Raw genomic sequence first — 1942 nt, forward strand, 5'->3', positions numbered from 1 at the left:
TTGCGAGAATAAATGAATTTATTCCAGCCTTGGATAGCAAATTGTTGTCTTGGCATAACACAGAGAAAGTAACAATCAAGAAAAAGTTTTTAAGGCAACATAATAATGGCGGTGAAACATTGATGTTTGCCACCTTACCACACCATATCACTCACGATGGAATGATTTATTCCTACAATGAAGAGGCATATATTTTAGGTGGATATTGCGATCTAGGAAATTACCTACTTGCAAAGGATCACTTCTGCTATTGTCCTAGCTATAATATTATCCCTAGAGAGAGAACGATTGATGGATTTTTTGGCTTTGCCAGAATTGATAGAGATAGCTCCCAAACGATTTACTCATCACATAAAAGAATATTTGTCAAGTAAATGATGCGTTTACAGGAAACGTAATTCTATGATTAACCTAGGATGAGCAAGCTCCCGAATTATTCTCTAGGAGGCTAATGAACTTTTATTTTGTAATGTAGAAGTCAGATGCGATCGCAATTGCCTCAATCACGATTTAATTCTGTAGATATTCTATAGTTTTCTCTAACTGCTAGAGCGCCAGTCCAGTAAAAGAGATTGACAAAAATCACTCTTTATGATGGGCTAGAAAAACCATCCCGATCAACATACTCGGAGCCAAGCAATGCGTCCACCAACCTGGAATCCTCCCATCAAACTGTCTGGTCAAGAACAAATAGTGGCTAAACGCATTCGTAAAGCCAAACTATTCTTATTTCTCAGAGAAATACGTCATGAATTATTTGATGAACAATTTCAACAAGAATTGACCAATTTGTTGTTTAAAGATAGCACTATGGGAAAATGTCCGGTAGCACCAGCGCAAATAGCTCTAGCAATTATTTTGCAAGCTTATACAGGAGTGTCAGATGATGAAGTCATTGAAGCAATGGTGATGGATAGAAGATGGCAGTTAGTCCTTGATTGTCTGGATTGCGAACAAGCACCATTTGGTAAAGGAACTCTAGTTAGATTCCGAGCTGCTTTAATTGCTGGTGGTGGCGATCAACGTTTAATAGAACAGACAATTGAGCAAGCCGAACAACTGCAAGGATATAATGCGCGTTCCTTAAAGCCGTTCCCAAAAATTTAATGGTTATAAGCGCCACATTCTGAAAGACTTAAATTTAGGCATGATTAGAGCCGTAGGAATTACTCCCGCTAATCAAGCAGAAGCCAGCGTTACTGAGGCAATTGCCCTCGACTTGGCATCTCAACAAGTGGTTTTAGAAGAGTTACATATCGACCGTGCTTACTTGAATAGCCATTGGGTAAAAGAACGCAAAGCTAACTTGACAATCTTCTGTAAAGCTTGGCCAGTTCGCAATGGGAATAAATTTGATAAAACTGCTTTTCATATAGACTGGTCAAATCATTTAATTCGCTGTCCTAATAACCTCAGCATCCCTTTTGTGGAAGGAAAAAAAGTCCAATTTCCCCCACAACAATGTCAGGCTTGTCCTCTAGTTTCTCAATGTACAGTTAGTCCTAAAGGTCGCAGTATTTCTATTCACCCAGATGAACCTTTATTGCAGGAATTACGCGAACGTCAAACTACTTCATCTGGTCGGCAGCAATTAAGAAAGCGTGTGAGTGTCGAACATAGTTTAGCCCATATTGGTCAATGGCAGGGAGATCGAGCTCGCTACATCGGTTTACGTAAAAACCTGTTTGACCTCCGACGGATAGCGGTTGTTCACAATCTTCATGTTCTGGCTCGTATGTTTGAATCTCATCCTCGAAAAATTGCTAATTGTCTGCCTGCACATACTGTTTAATTTGTCAATACCTTTTACTGGACTAGCGCTCTAGGAAAATTAGTTACATCCAGATAAATTTTAATTGGTGAAGCTAGTTGGACAAAAATAAACAACGTCATTGCGTTGGCGTTACACTTTAGGCTATAAAATTAACTCCGTAAGGAGAAT

At 39.1% G+C, this 1942-nt stretch carries 1 protein-coding gene and 1 pseudogene; both read left to right on the forward strand.

Annotated elements, in window-relative coordinates; genetic code table 11:
• The coding region (locus tag OSCI_RS10025; RefSeq protein ID WP_039962059.1) for a DUF4437 domain-containing protein at window positions 1-374 on the forward strand (374 nt) is incomplete at its 5' end.
• Window positions 375-639: 265 nt separating this feature from the next.
• Window positions 640-1792: pseudogene (locus OSCI_RS29030) on the forward strand (transposase).
• The last annotated feature ends 150 nt before the right edge of the window (window positions 1793-1942 follow it).

The sequence above is a fragment of the Kamptonema sp. PCC 6506 genome (assembly GCF_000180455.1).
Lineage (GTDB): Bacteria > Cyanobacteriota > Cyanobacteriia > Cyanobacteriales > Microcoleaceae > Kamptonema > Kamptonema formosum.